Source organism: Mycolicibacterium llatzerense (assembly GCF_025331195.1).
GTDB lineage: Bacteria > Actinomycetota > Actinomycetes > Mycobacteriales > Mycobacteriaceae > Mycobacterium > Mycobacterium llatzerense.
The window spans coordinates 1,792,530-1,814,868 of the sequence record NZ_LXOV01000001.1; the positions used below are offsets into that span (position 1 = coordinate 1,792,530).

At 63.8% G+C, this 22,339-nt stretch carries 21 protein-coding genes and 2 pseudogenes; 15 read left to right on the plus strand and 8 right to left on the minus strand.

Features of this window, described 5'->3' with window-relative positions; genetic code table 11:
- Positions 1-237 precede the first annotated feature (237 nt).
- The 6 genes from A7G45_RS08835 to A7G45_RS08860 all read right to left on the minus strand — a co-directional run bounded on the left by A7G45_RS08835 (position 238) and on the right by A7G45_RS08860 (position 4,241).
- Positions 238-990: a nitroreductase family protein gene (locus tag A7G45_RS08835; RefSeq protein ID WP_260938069.1), complete on the minus strand. Its 753-nt coding sequence runs from the start codon at positions 988-990 to the stop codon at positions 238-240.
- Positions 987-1,616 (minus strand): 7-cyano-7-deazaguanine synthase, encoded by a 630-nt coding sequence (locus A7G45_RS08840; protein ID WP_260935931.1) that lies wholly within the window; start codon positions 1,614-1,616, stop codon positions 987-989. The genes A7G45_RS08835 and A7G45_RS08840 overlap by 4 nt, the downstream gene beginning before the upstream one ends.
- Entirely contained in the window at positions 1,610-2,860 is a 1,251-nt protein-coding gene (locus tag A7G45_RS08845) for a PfkB family carbohydrate kinase (RefSeq protein WP_260935934.1), read from the minus strand. Before A7G45_RS08845 ends, A7G45_RS08840 begins: the two co-directional genes overlap by 7 nt.
- Complete coding sequence (locus A7G45_RS08850; protein WP_260935937.1) at positions 2,857-3,183, minus strand: hypothetical protein; 327 nt, start codon at positions 3,181-3,183, stop codon at positions 2,857-2,859. Before A7G45_RS08850 ends, A7G45_RS08845 begins: the two co-directional genes overlap by 4 nt.
- 9 nt (positions 3,184-3,192) lie before the next feature.
- Positions 3,193-3,723, minus strand: a complete 531-nt coding sequence (locus A7G45_RS08855; RefSeq protein ID WP_260935939.1) for an 8-oxoguanine DNA glycosylase — start codon at positions 3,721-3,723, stop codon at positions 3,193-3,195.
- Positions 3,724-3,971: 248 nt separating this feature from the next.
- The gene (locus A7G45_RS08860) at positions 3,972-4,241 is read right to left on the minus strand and encodes a helix-turn-helix domain-containing protein (RefSeq protein WP_260935942.1); all 270 of its coding nucleotides are present in this window, start codon (positions 4,239-4,241) and stop codon (positions 3,972-3,974) included.
- A 246-nt stretch (positions 4,242-4,487) separates the two neighbouring features.
- Between A7G45_RS08860 and queD the strand changes: the two genes are divergently transcribed.
- From queD to A7G45_RS08885, 5 genes are all read left to right on the plus strand, one after another.
- Positions 4,488-4,880 (plus strand): 6-carboxytetrahydropterin synthase QueD, encoded by a 393-nt coding sequence (gene queD / locus A7G45_RS08865; protein ID WP_260935945.1) that lies wholly within the window; start codon positions 4,488-4,490, stop codon positions 4,878-4,880.
- Positions 4,877-5,581, plus strand: coding sequence for a 7-carboxy-7-deazaguanine synthase QueE (locus tag A7G45_RS08870; RefSeq protein ID WP_260935948.1), 705 nt, complete (start codon positions 4,877-4,879; stop codon positions 5,579-5,581). The genes queD and A7G45_RS08870 overlap by 4 nt, the downstream gene beginning before the upstream one ends.
- A 324-nt stretch (positions 5,582-5,905) precedes the next feature.
- Positions 5,906-7,252: an MFS transporter gene (locus A7G45_RS08875; protein WP_260935950.1), complete on the plus strand. Its 1,347-nt coding sequence runs from the start codon at positions 5,906-5,908 to the stop codon at positions 7,250-7,252.
- A 616-nt stretch (positions 7,253-7,868) separates the two neighbouring features.
- The gene (locus A7G45_RS08880; protein ID WP_260935953.1) at positions 7,869-8,216 is read left to right on the plus strand and encodes a hypothetical protein; all 348 of its coding nucleotides are present in this window, start codon (positions 7,869-7,871) and stop codon (positions 8,214-8,216) included.
- Positions 8,217-9,360: 1,144 nt separating this feature from the next.
- Complete coding sequence (locus A7G45_RS08885; RefSeq protein WP_260935956.1) at positions 9,361-9,786, plus strand: hypothetical protein; 426 nt, start codon at positions 9,361-9,363, stop codon at positions 9,784-9,786.
- Here A7G45_RS08885 and A7G45_RS08890 read toward each other — a convergent pair.
- Positions 9,744-11,014 (minus strand): IS3 family transposase gene (locus tag A7G45_RS08890; RefSeq protein WP_260932028.1). Its coding sequence is split into 2 segments (ribosomal slippage): positions 9,744-10,741 and positions 10,741-11,014, totalling 1,272 coding nucleotides; the frame shifts between segments, so codons are not numbered across the junction. The genes A7G45_RS08885 and A7G45_RS08890 overlap by 43 nt on opposite strands.
- 62 nt (positions 11,015-11,076) lie before the next feature.
- On the opposite strand from A7G45_RS08890, the pseudogene A7G45_RS08895 reads away from it, so the two are divergent.
- The 10 genes and pseudogenes from A7G45_RS08895 to A7G45_RS08940 all read left to right on the plus strand — a co-directional run.
- Positions 11,077-11,430, plus strand: a pseudogene (locus A7G45_RS08895) (ester cyclase); the annotation flags it as partial.
- Complete coding sequence (locus tag A7G45_RS08900; RefSeq protein WP_260935959.1) at positions 11,427-12,899, plus strand: flavin-containing monooxygenase; 1,473 nt, start codon at positions 11,427-11,429, stop codon at positions 12,897-12,899. The pseudogene A7G45_RS08895 and the gene A7G45_RS08900, both read left to right, overlap by 4 nt.
- Entirely contained in the window at positions 12,896-13,765 is an 870-nt protein-coding gene (locus A7G45_RS08905) for a short-chain dehydrogenase/reductase (protein ID WP_260935962.1), read from the plus strand. The genes A7G45_RS08900 and A7G45_RS08905 overlap by 4 nt, the downstream gene beginning before the upstream one ends.
- A gap of 2 nt (positions 13,766-13,767) precedes the next feature.
- A pseudogene (locus tag A7G45_RS08910) lies at positions 13,768-14,914 on the plus strand (acyl-CoA dehydrogenase family protein).
- A 3-nt stretch (positions 14,915-14,917) separates the two neighbouring features.
- Complete coding sequence (gene fadD11, locus A7G45_RS08915; protein ID WP_260935965.1) at positions 14,918-16,717, plus strand: fatty acid--CoA ligase FadD11; 1,800 nt, start codon at positions 14,918-14,920, stop codon at positions 16,715-16,717.
- Between the two features lie 244 nt (positions 16,718-16,961).
- The gene (locus A7G45_RS08920; protein ID WP_260935968.1) at positions 16,962-17,489 is read left to right on the plus strand and encodes an Abi-alpha family protein; all 528 of its coding nucleotides are present in this window, start codon (positions 16,962-16,964) and stop codon (positions 17,487-17,489) included.
- Positions 17,490-17,641: 152 nt separating this feature from the next.
- The gene (locus tag A7G45_RS08925; protein WP_260935970.1) at positions 17,642-18,421 is read left to right on the plus strand and encodes an MBL fold metallo-hydrolase; all 780 of its coding nucleotides are present in this window, start codon (positions 17,642-17,644) and stop codon (positions 18,419-18,421) included.
- Between the two features lie 379 nt (positions 18,422-18,800).
- Positions 18,801-19,490 (plus strand): TetR/AcrR family transcriptional regulator, encoded by a 690-nt coding sequence (locus tag A7G45_RS08930; RefSeq protein WP_260935974.1) that lies wholly within the window; start codon positions 18,801-18,803, stop codon positions 19,488-19,490.
- 145 nt (positions 19,491-19,635) lie between these two features.
- Positions 19,636-20,295 carry a hypothetical protein gene (locus A7G45_RS08935; RefSeq protein WP_260935977.1) on the plus strand — a complete coding sequence of 220 codons (660 nt, stop codon included), beginning with the start codon at positions 19,636-19,638 and terminating at the stop codon, positions 20,293-20,295.
- Complete coding sequence (locus A7G45_RS08940) at positions 20,292-21,107, plus strand: SDR family oxidoreductase (RefSeq protein WP_260935980.1); 816 nt, start codon at positions 20,292-20,294, stop codon at positions 21,105-21,107. The genes A7G45_RS08935 and A7G45_RS08940 overlap by 4 nt, the downstream gene beginning before the upstream one ends.
- A 195-nt stretch (positions 21,108-21,302) precedes the next feature.
- On the opposite strand, the gene A7G45_RS08945 is transcribed toward A7G45_RS08940, so the two are convergent.
- Complete coding sequence (locus A7G45_RS08945; RefSeq protein ID WP_260935983.1) at positions 21,303-22,181, minus strand: SPL family radical SAM protein; 879 nt, start codon at positions 22,179-22,181, stop codon at positions 21,303-21,305.
- Positions 22,182-22,339 lie beyond the last annotated feature (158 nt).

Sequence of the window (22,339 nt, forward strand, 5' to 3'; positions counted from 1 at the left end):
TTCTCGATTATCCGTAGGAAGTTGCGCTATGCGGTGTACCCGTTCGCGTGCATTTTTTTCGTGGTGGCGGCGTTGCGGACTGGAACCCCAAATGTGTGCCCCTGCGCTAGTCGGCCTGGGTGAGCCCTTGCTGTCGGCGTTCTTCACGTAGGGCGCGGCCCATGCGGCGCGGCTCACCGATCAGATACACAAATGTCACCGTACGCAGACATGGCACGAATGTCGTCGAACGATGACTTAGATTTGATTGCGGCTACTCACGGTGTTGCCGACTGCGACGGCGCCCAGATCGACGGGGGCGGCCAGTGTCTCGCCGATAGGGTAGAGCGCACCGCAGGTGCCTATGAGACACGAACCGAGCCCAATGTCCGTGGCGGCCAGCTGCACCAGCATGAGTAATGCACCAGTTTCGCGCCACAGCAGCGATACCCCATCGGGATAACGGCTGAAGGTCCGCTGCGGCACCCCGACTGCAACGACCGCCGCCGGCGGTGGTTCGTCCACGCCTAACGCGGCAGCGAAACGGTCTAGTGCGCTATCAATGGCGGCCGCGGTCAACGTGGCTGGGCGCAGCACCGCGGCGTCAGCGTCGAGGACCCAGGCGCGATCGTGCCTCGGCTGATCGAGCGGCTCTGCGGTGATGAGCACGAGCTGCAGCGGCTGGCGTGCGCCTGCCGAAGGTGCCGGGCGACTGGAGACCGGGTTGCCAAGCTCGGTGGTGGCTCCATGTCGCGTGAGGCCGGTCCGCGCTGCGATCAGTGCGAGATCAGCCATCGTAGGCGTCGATAGTCTCCGGACGCTACGGCGTGTTCGTGCAGTCTGAGCGAACGGTTGAGTGGGGCCGAGATCGGTGACCGGGATCGCGTAGCGGTCGGACCACAGGCGCGGCGCGCTCTCGGTAAGCGCACCGGCAGTTGTGGGTGTCGCTCGACGGGCTTGCTGCAGCGCATCGAGCCACGGGTGGTCTTGCGGCAGAGGTGGTTTCGTCACATTGATTCGTGTTGGCTTGCGCCGCAAAGGATTCCGACCTGTGCGAGGACCTCTGTGCGCTTGTGGCAGCCGGGGCAGGTGCCGCAAGGGAAGTTGGCACGGTGGCAGGACACGGTCCATCCCAATACATCCTCGCCCAGGCCACTGCGGGTAATCAGTTCCGCAGTGGTGTCGTGTAGGGCCGGGGCGCAGACACGGATGCTCCCTTCTTGCATGCTCACCAGCTGATCAAGGGACTCGTAGAACGCGGTGGTGCCATCGACGTGTCGTGCGCCGTCTGACCTGACCGAGCCGATCAGCACGGTGTCGAGGTGTTCGCGCAGCGCGACCGCGGCGGCGACGGTGACGAGAAGCTGGTTGCGGTACGGCCACCATTCACGACTCGGAGCGCCGGCGATCGGTTCGTCACTGTGCAAGAGGCCGGCGCCGATGTCGCGCAGGTCGATTGCCAGTGTCCGCACCGGTAAGCGGAGTGCTTTGGCTACGGCAGTCGCGGCCTGCGTCTCGGCTGTCGCGCACCGTTGGCCGTAGTCCACCACCACACATTGGGCTGGCCGGTGGAGGGCCGCCAGCGCGGTGCTGTCGAGTCCGCCGGAGAGCAGCAGCACGCTGCGTTCGCTCACCATGGGCTGGGGGTGCGGTCCGCGCTGATCGGATGGCCCTGGGCTGCCCACACCGCCCGGTACAGGGCGCTAGAGAGGTCTTCGTGCAATTCGGCACCGGACCCGACGAGCATCTTGGTGCCTTCGTGCCCGGCGGTGTTGAGGAACCCGACCACCGGCAACTGGTGGCGGTGCGCCCAGCCGACTTCATAGACTGTGCCGGGGTCCCAGCCGTCGAGCAGGGCCAACACCGCGTGAGCGTTGCGTAGGCCGTCCAGGTCCGGCTCGGCGACCTCGTCGCCGCCGCGCCCGACATCATGCAGCGGGCTGAACACGGCCGCTCCGAGCCCGCCGAGCACGGCCCTGCAGGTTTCCACCAGCCATCGTTCGGCCAGGCTGAAAAACGGGGCCGCGAGGTAGACGACCGGTGCGGTGTCCGGGGGACACAGTTCGGGTCCGGCGGTAGTAAGGACGGCGCTGACAGGTTGACCGTCGAGGATTTCCGCCGGTAGCCGGCTGCGCCGTGTCCCACACCACCACGCCGCACAACTGCTGGCAATCCGCGCGGCCTCCACCGGGGTGGCTCCGCGGCTCCACGCATGCGTGAATCCTGCGGCGAACACGTCCCCGCTGCCCAGGGGCCAGACTGTGCGAGTGGGAAACGGGCCGACACGCACGGCCTCGTCGCGGCCGCGCTCGAGCACGACACAGCCGCGCCCGCTGTCTTTGACCACCACGACGTCAGCGTCGCTGCGGCCCAACACATGTCGGGCCGCCTCGGTCAGATCGGTTCGGGTGCCGGACAGGGCGCGGGCTTCGCGAGCGTTGAGCAGGACCGCCAGCTGGTCGGCGGCGACGCCGGTCATGTCGAGGACGCGAAGGTCGCGGGGGCGTTGTGGGTCGACGACCGCGCGGCGCGCACGGATATCACGGTCACCGCTTTCGACCATGCCGAACACCAGGGCCGTGTCGTCGTCCGCGACGATGCTCGGGGCGTATGTCGCCGAGGGGCCATCGATGGTGGGCGGGGTGACGGGGGAGAAATACCGGAACCCTACGGGCGAGTCGCGGTCGACGGCATGCGCGACGACACCCAGTGTGGCGAACGACGATTCGGCTGCAATGCGCTGACTTTCGTCGAGCGCGGTGTGTAGTTCAACCCCGGGTTGGGCTGACAGCGCGGCGGCGGCGCGCAGACCACTACCGCCGATGACGTCGTATGCAGGGACTACAACATGTTCGGCGTAGGTGCCGCCAATGACAATCACCGAGCAGCCCGCACGTCCAGCTCGATGGCGGCGTCATTGATACGAACCACCTGCGCGACGTACTCGACACCGCGTTGCAGGCATTCGATGAGCTGGCCGGTGGGAAGGATCCCCCCGGCTTCGGCTCCGTCGGAGGTGATCGCCACGACCAGCGGCGGCGTCTCGCCGCGCAGGACAATCGACAGGGTGTCTCCCACGGCCAGACCGTCGATCACATCGGGAACCGGCCCTTCCAGGAACCGGGTCAGGCGCAGCTTGTCGCAGGCGTCACCACCGGACGCCGGCCCAACGTACCCTCCGACGTCGTTGCCGCTTCCACTCATGATCTCCCCCTAGGTCGTCATTGCATCCGTGATCCGGTCCCCACCGTGCAGCATCGCGTATACCGCGGGACGCCGCGCCCGTTCCGACCAAATTACCGAATCCAGGTCCGCCGGATCGACGCTGCCGTGGTGGGCCCATTCGAGGAACAGTGCCTCCAGCAAGTCGTAGTGGCGTGCGGCGGTGGCGTGCGCGGCGAACACCCCGGCGCTGATTCCTGCGCGCAACACATGGATGTCGATGATGGCCACATCGTTGCTGCCCAAGTGATTGCGCACAATCCAGCTGGCCGTCTTCGGTCCGATACCGCGACAGTTGAGCAGCCACTGCCGCAGATTCAGTGCGTCGGTCGGTGGCGGGTCCTCACGCAGCCGGGCCAATGCTTCGGCGAGATATGCGGAGCGCTGAACAGCGAATCGATATCGGACAGTCCGAGCATCGATGCGCAACGGTTCACTGAGCGCCACCTCGATGTCGTGGCGCGTCGCCGCTGCGCGCAATGCGCCACTCGACTTCACCGCCTCGAACGCTGCCAGCCCCACGTGGTGCGGAATCCCGTGTCCACCAAGCAGACACGCAGCGATTTCTTCAGCGAGGTCGGCGCCCAGCCTGTGCCGTGTCGTTTCACCGTCGTGTGTGCCATGGACTCGCGATTCGTGGGTCAACGCGATCCAGTACGCGGGTGTGCCGACCTGCCAGGAGTGTCCCCAAGCCACGTCGCGGGGTGGGTGTCCCGGGGGGTGTAGTCGCACGCGCGCTCCCGGATCGCGCAAGCTGGGAGCCGCGGCGGTCATGACGCCACACCGCCGCCAGCGGATGCCGATGCCTGGGCATGAAGGGTGTCGAGGCTGACACCCAACGTCGCGGCCAGCCGGGCCACCGTCAAGAACCCTGGTGCGGGCACTCGGCCGGTCTCCATGCTGCGGATCGCATCAAGGGAAACGTCTGCGTCCCTAGATATTTCGGATGCCGAGCGATTGGCCTGCTCCCGTGCCTGCGCTAGGAGTGCGCCGATGTTTTTCCCATGCGCAATCTCGAAGTCTTGCAGCTTCCGTCGCATGGTCGATAACAATACATGTATTTATATCGAAAATTAGGAACGCATCGCCGCGCTGACCTGCAAGCTGAGGTGGAATGGGCGACCGTTGTTGGTAGAAGGAAACGGTGTCCGGCCAGGGAGCGGGCGCTAGTGTGGCGGGGTGATCGCTGAGGGCGTGACCGGGGAGGTGGCGGGTTGAGGATTGGTCGACAGCGCGCCCATCTCATTGCCGTCCGCTGATCCAACTCCTGGGGAGGGGAACACACCGTGGGGCTTCGGATTTGCAAGGACTTCGAGTTTTCGGCGTCCCACGTCATCGCCGGATTGCCCGAGAGTCACAAATGTGCTCGCCTGCACGGACATTCGTACCGAGTCCGGGTCGCGGTGAGCGGCGCTGTCGACGAGGTCGGGTTCATCATCGACTACGGTGAGCTCGCCTGGATCCGGGAACTGATCGACACACGCCTTGACCACCGTCACCTCAATGACGTTCTGGCGGTCAATCCCACCGCGGAGAACATCGCAGTATGGCTTGCCGAGCAGGTCTGCTCCTGGCTGCAGTCTCGTCCTGAGCGCCAACGGATCCGCGGCGTGGAGATCGGCGTGTCAGAAACACCGACTACCTGGGCTATCTATTCCGCAGAGTTGCCATCAGTGTGAGCGCATTACCGATTTCGGAGATCTTCGGCCCGACGGTGCAAGGGGAAGGCCCGTACGCCGGACACCGCGCCATGTTCATCCGCTTCGGCGGCTGCAACCTGTCGTGCAGCTGGTGCGACACTCCATATACGTGGGATTCGTCGCGGTTCGATCTGCGTACGCAGATCGCCGCACGGACCGTCGAGGACATTCTCGGGCAACTGCCAGCATCGGGTGGACTGGTCGTCCTTACTGGCGGGGAACCGCTGATGTACTCCGAAAGGCCGGTGTTCGAGGAGCTTTTGGCGCAGCTACGAGCCCGCCAGTTCGTCATCCACGTCGAGTCGAACGCCACCATCGCACCCCCTCCGCCGGTGATCGAGTTGGTCGATGTGTTCGTCCTTTCGCCGAAGCTACCCAACGCCGGCCGTCACAAACTCCAGCAAGACCCGGCGCTTGCCCGGCGCTGGATTCCCATCGCCGCGGACAAAGAAGTGCACCTCAAGTTCGTGTGCGCCGGCCGGTCCGACGTTGAGGCCGCGGCCACCCTGGCCGCAACATGGGGCTGGCCTCCGGAACGGACCTGGGTGATGCCGCAGGGCGCAAACTCGCGCGATCTTCAGGCGCGCTGGCCACTGGTTCTCGATGCCGCAATCGACCACGGTCTCAACGCATCCCACCGCTTGCACGTTCTAGCTTGGGGAGACGTCCGCGGCAGGTGATGCCGGCGCATCAGGTCCAGGATCACCCACCGCATCCGCCGCGGGCGCGGCACTTGGCTCTCGCAGCCGAGATCGGCGACCAGGTCGCGCTGCATGTAGCCGACCGTGGCGATAGGCCCGCGTATCCGATCGCCCCGAGTTTGAGGAAGTAGAGCAGGAACCGCTCGAATCCCGGTGGCTGCACCGGTGCGTCATCGGCAACCGGGCCGGGAAACCGCGGGCCGGCGCGGTTGATTTATTATCTACGCAATCATGCAGATATAGGCTGGCCCGACAGCATCTGAGCAGCCACCTGCCCGACTACGCAGCTCCCGAGGACGACCCATGTCTCTGTTCAGCTACCGCGACTACCGGCACCTGTTCGCCGCACAAGTCGTCGCGCTGTTCGGCACCGGCCTGACCACCGTGGCCTTGAGCCTGCTGGCCTACCAGCTCGCCGGCGCCGACGCCGCTGCCGTACTTGGAACCGCGCTGACCATCAAAATGATCGCCTACGTCACCGTCGCACCAATCGCCGCGGCATACGCCGACCGCGTCCCACGCCGGCTCATGCTCGTTGCCCTGGACCTCGTCCGCGCCACGGTCGTCGTTGCGATGCCGTTCATCGACCAGGTCTGGCAGATCTATCTGCTCATCGCCCTATTGCAGACCGCATCGGCGGCGTTCACCCCCACGTTCCAGGCCGTCATCCCCGACGTGGTCACCGACGAAAACGACTACACCCAAGCGCTTTCGGCCTCCCAACTCGCCTCGACCATGGAAAGCCTGCTCAGCCCCGTCCTGGCCGCCCTCGCGCTGACCGTGATGAGTTTCCACTGGCTCTTCGCCGGCACCGTCATCGGATTCCTGCTCTCGGCGGCCCTGGTCATCAGCTCCCGCATCCCGGACGCCAAACCCAGCGACCGCCGGAGCATCTGGGATCGCACCGCCGCCGGCATCCGCATCTTCGCCGCCACCCCACGCCTACGGGCAGTGCTGGCCCTAGACCTCGTCGTGGCCGGATGCGGCTCCATCGTCATGGTCACCACCGTCAACTACGTCCGCGACGCCCTCAGCCGACCACAAGCCGACGTGGCCTGGCTGCTCGCCGCATCAGGCACCGGCACCATGATCGTCGCACTGGTGCTGCCGCCGATCCTGCACCGCATCTCCGAACGGCCCGTAATGTTCTGCGGCGCAGCGGTACTCCTGATCGCCGCGGCCAGTGCCGTGGCATTGTCGACCGCATCAGGGCCACAGCGCTGGACAGCGGCCCTGTTCGTCTGGTGGTTCATCGGCTCCGGGATGAGCCTGATCGTGACCCCAGTAGGCAGGGTGCTGCGCCGCTCCTCCTCACCAGCCGACCGGCCGGCCATCTTCGCCGCCCAATTCTCCCTATCGCACCTATGCTGGCTGCTGACCTATCCGATAGCGGGCTGGGGCGCAACACTTCTCGGGTTCACCACCACCTGGGCGATCCTCGCCGGGATCGCCGTCGCCGGGGCGCTCGCTGCTATCTTCGCCTGGCCCCGGCACGATCCCGAAGAGATCGCCCACACCCACGACGCCGCGACCACCAGTGACGACCACCTCTCACACGACGCGACCCCCCTCGGCAACGGGCTGTTCGAGCACGCCCACACCTTCATGATCGACCAAGACCACCTGCGCTGGCCCGAACCCACCAAGTGACACGACACCGCGCACCGCTGGCGTCTTACGCCCCAACGGTCAACGCCCAATCAGGACACCTGGGCAGCAACCTGTTACCGCTCACACACATTGACGATCTCGATGCCTAAGCGGGAACAGCAATACACGGGGAATCAAACCCCAGATAACCCATCGGCCCGGGAGCCCGGGTGCAGATCATCAAGTGCAGCCCTACAGATAAGACTGCCCTTCACCATCGAGACCGCAGCAATCCCATCCGTGAGCGACAGTCGAGTACACCCCACATCGGCCTACAGATCAACCGGTCGCGCCATTGAATTCCTCATCGACCACGACACGCAATGCGACCGCATCAATACGGGCGCGGCCGCGCAGATCGTTGCCGAGGGCTTAGGTCGGCAGTGTGAATGCAGTCGGCAGCCACCGAACCTCAGCGCCCCACTCCGGCGGACGCGCTGGGCATGAGATCGTGATCGACATCGCACTAAGCCGCAGTGAAGGATGCAGCAATCTGCTGTCGAGCCTTCAATTCGCAATGTCATTGTTGCTGTGTTGAGAACGAACGTGGCGCCGATGAGAACCATTGAATCCCAACGTTGTTAGATGTCTCGAACCTTTGAAAGGTGGAGCTGCGATGAAGTACATCGAAGACCGACGCGTGTTGGAGCTAACTGCCCGCAACATCACGACGTTGCTGGCGAAGCTGGACGATCGCATGTCGGCCCGAGCTCTGACCTCCCCGGAGGGACTGATGGTGCGCGCCGTTGAGGACGTTGCGGCACGCGGAAGTGAGGCAGCGACGCTGGCCGCTGGTTCTGAAGGCATCGTGACCCTGACCCGAGATGAGCTGCATGAGTTGGCAGCGCCCGGCGCAACGGTAGTGGTGGCGGGGTACACGGTGCAATCAGTGCCCGACGACGCGCACTACCGCGACAGAGCGCCGGGTACGGTCTACATGCCGGAGTCCGGGACGGTCTGGTAGCTACGTTCGGCAGACTTGAATAGTCCACTCGCACTGCGCAACTCGGTCGAAAAGGTGGGGCAAGGCCGTGGCCGGGGATTTCTTCCACGGTGCGTTCTCGTTGGCATCCGGTGCGCACTAGTCCGGTGCGTTTGACGATGTGAAGTAACGGCGTGACTTCGAGACCGCGCACGTGTTCGCGCGACGTAGTCGGCGACTTTGCCCACGGCCACGTCCGGCTCGGACGCCACTACAACAAGCTGCAGCGGCAATCCACCGACGCGCCTGACGGCCGACTAGGACATCCATTAATCCGTGTTCATTGAGTTGGTAGCGGTCCACCGCCGAGCACTGGAAGAACTGCCCGTTGCCGCAGATCGCGGGAGCGCTGTCGTTATTGGGGTGCAACCTCAGTGGTCCTGTCCAGCCTCCAGCGTCCACTGCCGATGTACCGAATGTCTATGCGCACCTTGGCTTCTAGCGAAACGTCGATGTACACCTGGTCTGGCAGCCGATCGTACCGCCAGCCCTGGACTGCTTCGAAACGGCACGGCCCTATTGGGCTTGAGGTATTCGGGCACCTCACCGCGAGTGGCGTCTGGCTGCACGCCTGCTGAAAGTGTTCTTCGGCGAACACGCGTTGTATCTCCTGGCGACGTTGTGATCGGGTCTGTCAGGCGTTCCGCGGCCGTGGAGCGCGGCGAGTCCGCCTCCCGCAAACCGGTAGTGCTCTATCGCTCGATGACCGACCATGCGAGGTCGGTGCAGTGGTGGATGAACTTATCCTGCGATGCTGCGAACCGGCCTGGTAACCGGCCGAGGAAGCCGAGGAACAAGACACACAGCGTGCCGGATAGGTCGCTGATCCGGAGAGTCTGGCGGCTGGTGTCGGTACTGGGTCGTTGCCGAATTCGCCTTCAAACGTCGCGACTATGAGGGATACGGACTGTGGGACGGCCTGGATGCTGCGCTCGCTGCAATGTTGACCAGTGTTTTGCGGTCACCACGAGGCGGTGTCGCGGCAGGGAACGATGCGCACCAAAAATGTGGTACAGTTTGGTGCCAGATTGGCGTTGGGTCGGACCGGGCCGCGGGCGTCAACCGCTGCGGAGGGCTGACTACTTGCCCGAATCTGGGGCGGCGTAAGCACGCCTCGCAGGTCGCGATGGACGGTGAGTGCGAACTTGATACATGTCAAAGCACAAGGAGGCGTGGGCTTCCCGTCGCCGAAAACTGTGGAGAGGTGACGGTGCAACAAACAACGAGGTTGGTCGAACAGGCGGCGTTCGACGAGTACTTCAGCGAGTTCGACGCCCGCCTGACCGACAGTTTCGAACTGTGGCGCCGTGGCGACTGCGATCCGGTCGGGTTCGTCTGGCGGTGGGTGCTGCACGGCTATCTCCGTCGCGATAGCGATTTTCTGGCGTCGATGGTCACCGAAGACTTTGCGCACCGGGACCCGTTGAACTTCGGTCATGTGGTGCGTGGTCCGCGCGAGTTCCGCCGGGTTCTCCAGGTGAACCGCCCCGGGTTTGATGCACACCGGTTTTATTGGTGTGCAGCCTCTGATTGGGCTGTCGCTGCAGCGTAGTAGATGGTCTCGTATTCGATCGGCGGGATGCGTCCGAGACGGTGCATGAGCCGGTCAGTGTTGTACCAGTGCACCCAGTCGGCGGTGAGCAGTTCCACGTCGGTGAGCCTGTTCAGTGGCCCTCGCCGAAACGGTGAGTCATCACGGACAGCTTCGGTCTTGTACAGGCCGATGGTGGTCTCGGCCAAGGCGTTGTCGAAGGCATCGCCGACGGATCCGATCGACGGCAACAGCCCGGAGAACAACAGCGTTTCACCAAACCGCACCGATGTGTACTGCGAACCTGCATCGGAGTGATGAATAGTGTTGCCCGACAATGGGTTACCTTCACGGCGCCGGAGTTCAGCGGCGTGCCGGATCGCCTGGCGCACGAACAGATCTGCCTTGCTGGTCGAGCAGGTCCAGCCCACGATCCGCCCGGCGTACGCGTCGATGGCGAATGCGGTGTAGACGAACACCCCGGTGGCCAGCGGCACGTAGGTGAAATCAGCCACCAACAGCATGTTGGGGGCGGGGACTCGGAATTGGCGGTCCACCAGATCCGGGGCACGCCCGGCGGCCGGATCGGCGATGGTGGTGCGGACCTTCTTGCGCCGGCGCACGCCCTGCCAGCCGTTGGCGCGCATCAAGCGTTCCACTGTGCAGCGGGCTACCGTGATGCCGTGGCGCTGCAGGTGCGCCCACATCTTGACCGCGCCGTACAACGACTCGGGCTTGCGGCGACCGTGCTCATCGGGCTCGTAGTAGCCGGCCAGCACCTCGGTGATGACGGTGTCCCACAAGGCCCGCGCCGACGGCGGTCGAGCCAGCCAGGCGTAGAAGGTTCTCGGGGCGATCTGGCAGCCATGCTCAGAGAGCACGCGGCAGATCGAAGCGACCCCGAACCGAGCACGATGCTCGGCGATGAACCCGCAAATCAGCGGCGTCGCGGGTCGCTCTCCCGCGCGAAGAAACTTGTTGCCGCCTTGAGGATTTCGATAGTTTCCTCAAGCTCACGATTCTTGCGTTTGAGCTCCCGTAACGCCCGTGCGGTATCGGACGGGACACCCTCGCGGACCCCAGTATCGACCTCGCCCTGGTTGACCCACCGGCGCAGCGATTCGTAGGACACCCCCAACCGCTTGGCCACCGCGGTGATGCAGGCCGTACGGGTGTCGTACTCCTCGGCATGGTCACCGACCAACCGCACCGCCCGGGCCTTGAACTCCTCGTCGTACTTCTTCGGCATGATGCGAACTACCTTCCCTCGAAAGAAGGTGTGCATCAAACCCGGGGTGATTCAAGGACACGTTTGTCGCGTTTCCGGATGCACGGTTTGCTGCCGCCGGTGCGCCCTATCTGGGGCTGGAAACAGGTGCGCTGATGATTCCCTGGCGGGCAATGGGCACTTTCAGCGGACCGTTGAACTGGGGCGCCCCGGGCTCGCGGCGTCATATCGCACCGACAGGCCGCAGGTTCGACTTCACGGGGGTGGACGAGTACATGTTGCGCGACGGCAAGGTGTGCCAGAGGCGCAGTCTGTATGACGCTATCGATGTGATGCGGCAGTTGGCACTGCTGCCCGATCCGGACTGCCTGGCGATGCGGTTGGCGCCCTGGGCGCAGGCCGCCGCGGCGGCAGTGATTAGGGCGGTGTCCCGATGAGCCGCCGCCGACCTGAACACTGCGAGATTGTCATCGTCGGAGCGGGTTTCGGTGGCATCGCATTGGCGACCAAGCTCCGCGACGCGGGGATCGATGACTTTGTGATCCTTGAGCGGGCCAACGACCTCGGCGGTACCTGGCGGGACAACACCTACCCGGGATGTGCATGCGACGTACCGTCGCATCTCTACTCCTTCTCGTTCGCACCCAATCCGGACTGGTCGCGAACCTACGGCAAGCAGCCCGAGATTCTCGCCTACCTCAAATCCGTGGCCGAGCGCGCAAATATCGTGCACCACATTCGATTCAACACCGAGCTGATGGAAGCGAGTTGGGACGAGAGCGCGAGGCGCTGGCTACTGCGCAGCAGTGCCGGTGCACTTACGGCCAAGGTGCTGGTCTCGGCGACGGGCGTCTATGGCGAAGCCAAGTACCCAGATATCCCAGGGCGAGAGTCCTTCACGGGCAACACTTTTCATTCGCTGCACTGGAATCATGACCACCAGCTCACCGGAGAGCATGTCGCGGTATTGGGTACTGGCGCATCCGCCGTGCAGATAGTGCCGGAGATCGCGCCCACCGTTGGGCGACTGCTGGTGTTCCAGCGGTCCGCACCGTGGATCATCCCGCGACTGGATCGCACGACCTCGCCGACTGAGCGTGCCCTACTAAGGCGAATTCCCTTAGTTAACAAGGCTCTCCGCAGCCTGTACTACATCGCCATTGAAGGTTTCGGTCTAGTGGGTTTCGTCGATAAGCGTTTCCGGCACCCGTATGAGCTGCTCGGCAAGCTCCAACTGCGCCGACAGGTGCGCGACAAGCAGCTGCGGCAGACGCTCACACCCGACTACATGATCGGCTGCAAACGTGCCATCTTCGCCGATGGCTATCTGCCCGCACTCACCCGTGACAATGTCGACGTCATCACTGCGGGTATCAAGGAGATTCGGGCACATTCGATCGTCACCCGCGACGGGGCCGAGCATCCGATTGACACCATCATCTACGCCACCGGATTCGTCGTCCCGCCAGCGGTCTATGAACGGATCCGCAGCACAGACGGCCACACCTATGCCGAGCTGAATGCCAAACGGCCGCAAAGCTACCTGGGCGTCGCAACCGCAGGATTCCCCAACATGTTCGCCACACTCGGACCGTTCGGGGCGGTCGGAAACCAGTCGGCCATCTACATGATCGAAGCCCAGGCGCGGTACATCGTCGATGCGATCGCCACGATGCGGCGCGAGGGCATCACTCGGGTGGAGGTACGTTCGGCCGTCCAAGAGGAGTTCATGGACGAGATGGACACCCGTAGCGCAAACACCGTGTGGCTCACCGGTGGATGCGCCAGCAGCTACTACCACACCGACGACGGTCGCAATAGCGGTCTCTACCCGGGATGGAGTTTCGAATATGCCTCCCGCACTAAGCAGTTCGACCGCGACGCCTATGAGCTGAGCAACCGATGAAGTTTCCGGTATTCCGCATTCACGGTCGCGCGCCACGTATGGAGTTGGCGGACCGGGTCGTACTGATCACGGGCGCTGCCCAGGGCATCGGACTGGCCCTCGCGCGAGCCCTGTACTACCAGTGCGCCGCTATCGCGTTGGTGGACGTCGATGAACGCGCGGTTCGTCAAGCGGCGGCCGACCTCGGTCCCCGCGCGGTCGGTCTCACAGCGGACGTCCGTGACCGCCGCGCCATGGCCGCAGCGGTCGACGCCGCCGCACAGCAGTTCGGCCGCTTGGACATCGTCGTCGCCAATGCCGGCGTCACACCGTCGCCGTCCACCGTGCGCATGATGGACAGCGACGAGTTCGATCGCGTCATCGGCATCAATCTGACCGGCGTGTACAACACTGTGAAGCCAGCGCTGCCGCATATCGTCGAGCGGCACGGGCACATCGTGGTGGTGTCCTCGAGTGCCGCGTTCGCTCCGGCCGTTGGTGGGTCGCCGTACATGGCCAGCAAGGCCGCTGTCGAACAGCTCGGCCGGGTACTGCGGGTCGAGCTGGCGGCCCATGGGGCGAGTGTTCAGATCGCGTATTTCGGCATCGTCGATACCGCGCTGACGCACAATGTGCTCGACGCCGACGACATTGGACGCCGGCTCGACGAGATGCTGCCGTGGCCGCTGAACCGCCGGATCACCGCCGACCAAGCGGCCCGCTCGATCGCCGACGGGATCCGCAACCGGTCGGCGCACACCATCGCACCGGCCGGTTGGCAGGTCTACAGCTGGCTGCGCGGAGCGGTGAACCCGTTACTCGATCACCTGCTCACCAAGGACGCCGACGTGCGCGAATTGGTCGGCGACCTGGAAAAAAGGAGATGACGATGAGCCTGCAGCTCACCGACGAACAAAACGACCTGGTACGGACCGTCCTGGATTTCTGCCAGAAGCACTGCGACACCCGTGAGCAGCGTCTGGTGCTCACTGATGGCGGAAAAGAGTTGCACAGCAATAAGATTGCCGCTGACATGGCCGCGCTCGGCTGGTTGGGACTATCCATACCCGAGGCGTATGGCGGTTCGGGCGGCAGTCTTTTCGACGCGTGTCTCTTCGTGGAAGCGATGTCGCGAGGCCGGGCGCCGTTGTCGAGCTACCCAGTGACCCTCATCGTGTCCCATACCTACCTGAAATTCGCCAGCGAATACCTCAAGCAGGAGGTCCTCGGTGGTGTGGCCACGGGGGCGGTCACCTCGATCGCGATGAGCGAACCGGGTTCAGGATCGGATGTGGCGTCGCTAACTTGCCGGGCAGACAAGGTCGACGGCGGTTACGTGCTCAACGGACAGAAGACGTGGTGCTCCAACGCGCACCTCGCCGAGTACGTGGTCATTGTTGCGCGGACTTCCCACACCGGTGCCAAACACGAAGGCATTTCGATGTTTTCGGTCCCCGCGAGGTCCCCGGGTATGGACATTCGTCAGATCGAGACGATGGGTGGTCGGGAGGTCAACGACATCTACCTCACCGACTGCTTCGTGCCGGAAGGCCGAGTCGTCGGTGTGGAAGGGCAGGGCTGGGGTCAGCTCGTCGCCGGCCTCAACATCGAGCGGATCATCATCGGCGCCATGTTCCTCGGGCTGGCTCAGCGCGCTTTCGATGACACACACCCTTGCCTACGTCAAACAGCGGACCCAATTTGGCAAACCCGTCGGGTCGTTTCAGGCGTTGTCGCACCGATTGGCTGATCTGGCAACGGAGTTGGAAGCGTCGCGGCTGCTCGTTTACGACGTGGCGCAGCGGGTCGACGAGCATCCCGACCGACTGCTGCCGCGCGAAGCGTCGATGGTCAAGTTGAAGACCACCGAGTTGGCCAAGCACGCTGCTCTGGAGGGTGTACAGATGCTCGGCGGCTACGGCTACGCCTGCGAGTACGGCATGGAAGAGATGCTGCGCGCCACCGTTGTCGGCACCATTGTCGGTGGCACCAGTGAGATTCAACGCGACGTCATCGCCAAGACCTTGGGGCTCTAAATCATGGCGCAATTACCCGGCACGACGCTCCCAGCGGCCTTCCAGCACACTGCCGCCATCGCCCCCGACGCGATAGCCTTGCGCACCCCAGGTGACGCCGAAACCATGACGTGGCGGCAGTACGCCGAGCAGGTGCAGCAGGTCGCCGCGGGCCTGGCCGCCCTCGGCGTCGAGCGGGGCGACACCGTCGCCCTGATGATGGCCAACCGCATCGACTTCTACCCACTGGAGGTCGGTGCACAGCACGTGGGGGCAACATCGTTCTCGGTCTACAACACCCTGTCGGCCGAGCAGCTTGGCCACGTGCTTGGCAACGCCGGGCCCCGAGTGATCATCTGTGAGGCCCAATATGTCCAACGAATCAACGCCTGCGGGGTTGTGGTCGATCACATCGTGTGCGTCGATGACGGTCCAGTGGGAACGCTCACAGTTGCACAGCTGATTGCCGGTGGGACAGCGGATTTCGACTTCGACGCGGCCTGGGGTTCGGTCGAGTCAGACGACGTCGCAACCCTGATCTACACTTCCGGCACCACCGGTAACCCGAAAGGTGTGGAAATCACCCATGCCAACTTGCTGTTCCAGGTGCACGGTCTGACCGACGTACTGGGAATCGAACACGGCGACACGATCACGTCGTTCCTACCGACGGCGCACATCGCCGACCGGCTGACAGCGCTCTACGTGCAGGAAATCGTCGGCACCCAGGTGACGGTGGTCGCTGACCCGGCACAGATTGGCAGCGCACTGGCCGACCTGCGACCGACCATCTGGGGCGCGGTACCGCGGGTGTGGGAAAAGCTCAAGGCGGCAATCGAACTCAGCGTCGCCAACGAGCAAGACGAAACGCGCCGCCAGGGGCTGCAATGGGCACTGGACATCGCTGCCCAACGCACCCGCCGCCAACTGGCCGGCGAACCGATTCCCGCGGAACTGCTCAACCAGTGGGCGGCCGCCGACAAATTGGTCCTCTCACACTTGCGCGCAAAGCTAGGCTTTGACCGGTTGCGCTGGGCAATGTCGGGGGCCGCGCCAATCCCGCCCGAGACGCTGGGATTCTTCGCCGGGCTGGGCATTCCGATCGCCGAGATCTGGGGCATGTCCGAGTTGTCGTGCATCTGCAGCGTCAGCCACCCACGCGACGCGAAACTCGGAACAGTAGGCAAGCTACTGCCCGGCATGCAGGCGCGCGTCGCCGAGGACGGCGAGATGCTCATCCGGGGTCCACTGGTCATGAAGGGGTACCGTGGCGAGCCGGACAAGACCGCCGAAGCCATCGATTCCGAAGGCTGGCTACACACCGGCGACATCATTTCCATCGATGACGATGGATTGCTCCGGGTGATCGATCGCAAGAAGGAAATGATCATCAATGCGGCAGGCAAGAACATGTCGCCGTCGAATATCGAAAACGCGATCAAGGCTGCCACACCACTGATTGGTGCCATGGCCGCCATCGGAGACGGGCGGGCGTACAACACCGCTCTGATCGTGCTCGATGCCGAGAGTGCCCGGCCTTACGCGATCAGCCGTCAGTTGCCTGATTCATCGGCGGCCAGCCTGGCTGCCGATCCGGATCTGATCAAACAGATTCGCGCGGGCGTGGCCGCCGGTAACGCCAAATTGTCCCGAGTGGAGCAGATCAAACGTTTCCGCGTCCTGCCCACTTTTTGGGAGGCCGGCGGCGACGAACTGACCCTCACTCTCAAACTCAAACGCAACGTCATCAGGGAGAAATATGCCGACGACATCGAGAACCTTTACGGTGTCTGCCCCCAGGAAGGTGTCCATGAATCTGACTGAGCTAGAACACCGTCACGGCCCAAAGTCGTTGGCCCCGGTACATACAGCGGCGCGATACGCAGCCACCGGCATCGCTGTGACCAACGCGTGCGCCCACATGGCGCTTCCGGGTCCCGCCGCCGCTCTGGCCAAGCTGAGTCGGCGACTGGTCAGTTGGACAGACGAACACGTCCGGGTGGTAGCGATCCACGGCCACGACCCGCTCGACGACCATTCGCAGACGATGCGCCGCACTGGCCCACCGGTGACCGGCGGCGGCGAACCCGAAACACGCCGATCGCTGCACGACAAGATGAACGGGCTACTGGATCGGGCCGTCGAACAGACCGCACACGACAGCCGCATCGAGCTCTACGGCCGGATCATCGAACAGCTCGTTGCCGACGAAGCACGGATTGTCGGTGCACTATCGGACGGATCGTCATCGCCGTTGGTCAACGTGTACGCAGCGGCTCCGATGCGCGGAGCACGGCGCGTAGTGCTGGAGCACGCGTCGCTGATCGGCAGAACGGCCGGCGTCGCGCTACCCGGCTTGGCCGCAACGTATGTCGCGCATTTGTTGGCACTCGGCTTGGTCGAGGTTGGCGGCGAGGACCCGGCAATGACAACCGAGTACGAAATTCTGATGAACGAGAGAACGGTTCTCCGAGCGATGAATATCGCCTCAACGGGCCCATCATCCGCACGAGTGGAGCGGCGCAGCCTCAAACTGTCCCCGCTGGGGCGAGACCTGTGGGACGCGACGATGACTTCTGCGCCAGCGGAAAACTAGAGGCAGCAACGCTTATCGGTCAGCTGAATGTTGGTTGGTCGATTCCGCGCTTCGCTCGGCATGTGCTGCGCAGGCCACCGTTGCGGCACTGTTCCCCGGGCCACGCAATGGCCCGCTCGCACTGCACCACTACCTCAGGAGGTTCCCGACCAATGTCCAATGATTCCAACAAAAAGGTCTCCGTACGAGTGCTAAGCGGGCCAACAACCCTCATCGAGTACGGCGGACTGCGGTTACTGGCCGACCCGACATTCGACCCACCCAGCGAATATCCCGTTCCCGGTTTCGGGGAGTACTACGCGCTGATCAAGACTGAACCCACCCCCGTCACTGTCGACGACCTCGGCTACATCGACGCGGTACTGCTTTCACACGACGAGCACCCAGACAATCTCGACGTGGCTGGTCGCGCTCTGCTGCCCACCGTGGCGGCGGTGTTCACCACCATCAGCGGCGCCGGCCGTCTCGGCGGCAACGCCCGGGGTCTGGAGTTCTGGGAAGCCGCCAAGGTAACCCGTCCCGACGGCGGCACGATCACTATCACCGGTGTGCCCGCCCGCCACGGCCCCATCGGCAGCTCCGACGTTAACGGCGACGTGGTCGGGTTCATGCTGACCGCCGACGATCTGCCATCGGTTTACGTCAGCGGCGACAACGTCGGACTGGAACACGTAGAACAGATCGCCGAGAGGTTTGCGCCCGTGGACATCGCAATCCTCTTCCTCGGCGCTGCCCGTCATGCCCCGATCCTCGACAATGCGCTGGTCTCGATGACCAGCGCACAGGGTGCCGAGGCCGCGAAAATCCTGGGCGCGCGTCGGGCGGTCGCCGCACACTTCGATGGTTGGGCACACTTCAAAGAAGGTCGCATCGAGATCGAGCAAGCATTCAGTGCCGCCGGCCTGGCGGATCGGCTCGACTTCGCCCGCTAGGCCCACCATTGTAGACCATCCCCGCCGAAGTCGGCTGGGGCACAACGGGAATCGACGTCTCCAGGAGGGCCTTGACAGTGACGCCGCGTGAGTCTGGCTACCCGCGGGTGGTATCAGCCCCGCCACGCGACTGGCTTTCTATGCCACCGTCATTCCGAGAAGTAGATATCGGAGAGGCTGATCGCGATGTCGGTGCCGTGAGTGCCGATCCTCTTGTGCTTCAAGAACTCTCCCTGGCGATGGCCTGCAGAGTCAAGATTACCTCCGGCGGGGCGTGCCCGAGGTAGTGCTGCACCCCAAGGATCGGCTGCGGGCTGTCTTGGCTTCGCTCGACTCTGAAAATTGGTCCACGGCGCAGCCCGTTTGCGAAGATGTCTTGGTGCCGCCACAGAGCGAACGAGCCTACGCGGGCCTGACACCTGCGCAACGACAAACGGAACGCCGCCAAGCCCTGTTGGCTGCCGCCCTGGACGAGATCGCTTCAACCAGTTGGCGTCAACTGCGAGTCGAAGCCGTCTGCAGTCGTGCTCAAGTTAATCGGAGATACTTCTACGAACTGTTCGACGACGTCGATGATCTTGCCGCTGCGCTGGTCGATCAATTGGCCCACGACGCCGTCGCCGCGTGTTCGGTGGTTCCGTCGAGCACGCCGATGCCCGAGTTTGCCCATGCAACCTTGGGGGCCTTCGTTCGGCATCTCACCGACGATCCCCGGCGAGCGCAAGTGCTCTTCGGCGAGATCATCAGCAGTCCTGCCGTGGACGCGCACCGCACCGCAGCATTGCGCCGGATCGCCACTGAAGTCGCTGCTCACGCGCGCCGAACGCACCCCACCCGCAGCAACGCCGACCCCATCGCTGAACTGACCGCCTCGGTGCTGGTTGGAGGCACCGCGAGAGCGATCCTTGACTGGCTCGCCGGAACGATTCCGATGGCCCGTGACCAGTTCATCGCTGACCTCGCGTCGCTGTGGTTAATCACGGGCGAGGGCGCCGTCGTTCACTTCGCACGTCGCCGCCACACACTTCCGCCCGCGTCATCGGTCGAGCAGCAGTCGCCGAGTCAATAGGGGCGCGGGACGCCCCGTCGTGACGGCAGAGCGCGGACGATCGTGCTGGTCGCCGGGCGACTCAATGTCTTCCGTTGGGGGTTGTGCAGAGCTGCGCATTCTGAAACAGTAACTGTAACGTTACTGTTTTAAATTAGGGAGAACCGTGAAGGTCAACATCCACGAGGCGCCCGGCGTGAAATTTACGGGGGCCGACCGCGTCGCCGCCCTCCGTGACCTTGCGCAACACGACGCTGCATTCGCCCGGGATGCGGGCTGGCAGATGCTGCTGGACCTAGGCAGAAAAGACGACCGAGCGACCCTGCACGAACTCTGGCTGGCAGGCGCCACCCCGTCGACTCCGCCCGGCCGAACCGAAGGCAAGAATCTGGGCCGCCAACACAGCACCCCGACCGCGCGTAGAACCAATCTCGTCAACCGCATCGACGACCCCTGGATTGGTAAGACGATCGGCGAACACGACGGGTACAACCGCCTCAAACTGCACAGCGCCCCCCTGGTGTTCGCTCTCGCGCGTAGGGTGCGGCCGCGGCTGGAGGGCCGCGAACTCGCGGTGTTCGGCTTCGATGTCGAGATCACAACCGGGGCCATTGAGCCCGCTCGCGAGGTGCTGGCACTGAAATACGATGTCGAGCGTCATGGCAATTCTCGTTCCGGAATCTTTGCGCTCGCCCGGATCCGGGATGAGATTGTCGAGATCGTTGACGGCCTCTATGTCGCCCGAGTGCTGTACCAGGCACGCGGTCAGTTCACGCATATCGGCGCGTTTGGTCTGCGCCGCATTGACACCAAGGGCAGCCGATGAGCGCACAGTTGCAGGGCGCGGTCGTCTGCGTGACTGGTGGTGCACGCGGCATTGGGCGGGCCACCGCCCAACTCTTCGCACAGCACGGCGCGAGGGTGTGGATCGGTGACCTCGATGAAGCACTGGTCAAAGAAGCCGCCGCCGAACTAGGAACCAATGTGCGCGGCCATCATCTCGACGTCACAGACAGCACCTCATTCAGCAACTTCCTGGGCGCCGCGGAGGTCGACGGCCCGCTTGCGGTATTGGTCAACAACGCCGGCATCTGGCGAGTGGGAGACTTTCTGGATCAACCGCTAGCCAGCATCACCCGTGAGATCGAAGTGAATCTCTGCGGCACTGTCATCGGGATGCGACTGGCCCTACCGGGCATGATCGAGCGCGACTGCGGCCATATCGTGAATCTCTCGTCAATGGCGGGCAAGATCACGCTGCCCGGCGGCGCCGTCTACAGCGCGAGCAAATTCGGTGTCGCGGCGCTCTCTCGTGCCCTGCGCGCTGAACTGCCGACCCAGAACGTCCGGATCTCGACGATCTTCCCCGCCACGGTGCGAACGGAATTCCAAACCGGCGTCTCTCTGGCCGGCACAAGCGCCATGCCTCCAGAAGAAATTGCTGCACAGATCGTCAATGCTCTGAGTCATCAGCGAAGCGAGATCGCGATTCCGCGTTGGGCACTCGCGCTGGGCGCTGTCGAGGAAGTCCTGCCTGAGCGGCTCTTCAATGCAGTCAAGCGCAAGGCAACCGCCAGCCGATTCGGGGCAGTCGATCACGCGAAACGCCAGAACTACTACACGGCCCGGGGAGGTTAGGTTCGCCGGCCTGATGCCCACTAGGCCCAGCGACAACCTGACGTGGAACGGCCCAACGATTTCGGTTCCCGCCGGAAGGAAACCCGCTTGGGTTCAATCCGGCTCCTCGGTGTATCGCGGGCGAGCGCATGGGCCACTGTGGTCCAGCAGTGGCGGTCGCTGGCGAGATTCAAGGAAGATCGCTGACGGCGATCTTCACAGTTGCCCTGCCGTGTGCGGCAGTGTGTTGACGTCGTCGTGGTAGATGACTTGGTCGAAGCGCAGCCGCAGCCCATGTTTGACCAGCAGCGATGCGACGATGGTGTCGAGTTGCTCGCGGTGCTCAACGCTGCGGGCCTGCACATACGCCGTGCGCACATCGTCAGGTTGGTCGGCCAGGACGGTGTTCATGCGTTCGCGGATATAGCGTTTGAGGTTGATGTGCTCCATGAAGACTTCGGTAATGCCCGCGTCGGCGAGCTGGCCGAACAGATCGTCGAGAAGTTCTGGGCGCGTGGCGAAATGGGGCAGCAGGGGGCCGACGAAGGCGAAGGTGGGGATGCCGGCGTCGCGGAGTTCGGTGAGGGTACGCAGGCGGCGCGAGGCCAGCGGTGCCCGTACCTCCAGCCAGCGGCCGAGTTGGTCGTCGGTGGTGGTGACGGTCATGCCGACCTCGGCGCGCGGCAAGCTGGTGAGCAGGTCGATGTCGCGGGTGACGACGGGGGATTTGGTGAGTATGCGTACCAGCCCCGGATACGCGACCTCGCGAAGTTCAGTGAGAATGCCGCGAGTGAGTCGGTAGCGGGTCTCGTGGCCCTGGTAGGGGTCGGTGACCGAGCTGAGCAGCATCGTGCCTTGGCGCTTGTCCTCGCGCATCCGGGCTAGCTCTTTGCGGGCGAGCTCGACGGCGTTGGTCTTGACATAGAGGTAGTCGCCCCACTCGCCGACCGAACGTCCGAACTGCCGTCCGGCGAAGCTTGCGAAGCAGTACGCACAGCCGAAGACGCATCCGGTGTACGGGTTGATCACGTAGTCGTTTGACGGGGTTTTTGACTTCTGGATCAGTGTTTTCGCTTCAATTTCGATCGGTTCCATGTACCGGTCTCCTTTCTGGGCAGTACGACAGGCAACATCATTCCATGGAAGTTGATTCCATGGAATGAACTGTGCTACGGTCGCTGTACAAGCGGTCGAGGCGAGTCCCGTGCGATTGCGGTTTCGGACTGTCCGCCAAACTCGGCCAATCAGTCACC

Excerpts from the sequence above, each read along its gene's own strand:
- A7G45_RS08840 (WP_260935931.1), bottom strand. The coding sequence starts at position 1,616 with ATGGTGAGCGAACGCAGCGTGCTGCTGCTCTCCGGCGGACTCGACAGC.
- A7G45_RS08850 (WP_260935937.1), bottom strand. The coding sequence starts at position 3,183 with ATGAGTGGAAGCGGCAACGACGTCGGAGGGTACGTTGGGCCGGCGTCC.
- A7G45_RS08860 (WP_260935942.1), bottom strand. The coding sequence starts at position 4,241 with ATGCGACGGAAGCTGCAAGACTTCGAGATTGCGCATGGGAAAAACATC.
- A7G45_RS08875 (WP_260935950.1), top strand. The coding sequence starts at position 5,906 with ATGTCTCTGTTCAGCTACCGCGACTACCGGCACCTGTTCGCCGCACAA.
- A7G45_RS08880 (WP_260935953.1), top strand. The coding sequence starts at position 7,869 with ATGAAGTACATCGAAGACCGACGCGTGTTGGAGCTAACTGCCCGCAAC.
- A7G45_RS08885 (WP_260935956.1), top strand. The coding sequence starts at position 9,361 with ATGGACGGTGAGTGCGAACTTGATACATGTCAAAGCACAAGGAGGCGT.
- A7G45_RS08900 (WP_260935959.1), top strand. The coding sequence starts at position 11,427 with ATGAGCCGCCGCCGACCTGAACACTGCGAGATTGTCATCGTCGGAGCG.
- A7G45_RS08905 (WP_260935962.1), top strand. The coding sequence starts at position 12,896 with ATGAAGTTTCCGGTATTCCGCATTCACGGTCGCGCGCCACGTATGGAG.
- fadD11 (WP_260935965.1), top strand. The coding sequence starts at position 14,918 with ATGGCGCAATTACCCGGCACGACGCTCCCAGCGGCCTTCCAGCACACT.
- A7G45_RS08925 (WP_260935970.1), top strand. The coding sequence starts at position 17,642 with ATGTCCAATGATTCCAACAAAAAGGTCTCCGTACGAGTGCTAAGCGGG.
- A7G45_RS08940 (WP_260935980.1), top strand. The coding sequence starts at position 20,292 with ATGAGCGCACAGTTGCAGGGCGCGGTCGTCTGCGTGACTGGTGGTGCA.
- A7G45_RS08945 (WP_260935983.1), bottom strand. The coding sequence starts at position 22,181 with ATGGAACCGATCGAAATTGAAGCGAAAACACTGATCCAGAAGTCAAAA.